We start from the raw sequence: 244 nt of genomic DNA on the forward strand, positions 1-244 counted from the left end.
ACGTGCCACCTATGGCGACCCCGGCACGGTGGTCGTCCTCATTCTCGTCTCGGTGCATCTGCCGGTGATGATGGCGGCAAGCCTCGCCCTCAACACCTGGGCGCGACGGCGCGACGGGCTCGCGGCCGAGGTGGAGAGCAGCCGTGCCATGTGGGGGGCGTTTGCGCTCGAACTCATCCGCCATCCGCTCATCATCGGCATCATCCTGGGCGGCATCTGGCACGTTTTCCATCTGCCGATCCCG

1 pseudogene is annotated in these 244 nt (G+C 66.8%); it reads left to right on the top strand.

Features of this window, described 5'->3' with window-relative positions:
• Positions 1 to 244: pseudogene (locus tag CH341_RS35030) on the top strand (AEC family transporter); the annotation flags it as partial.

Source organism: Rhodoplanes roseus (assembly GCF_003258865.1).
Taxonomy (GTDB): Bacteria; Pseudomonadota; Alphaproteobacteria; order Rhizobiales; family Xanthobacteraceae; genus Rhodoplanes; species Rhodoplanes roseus.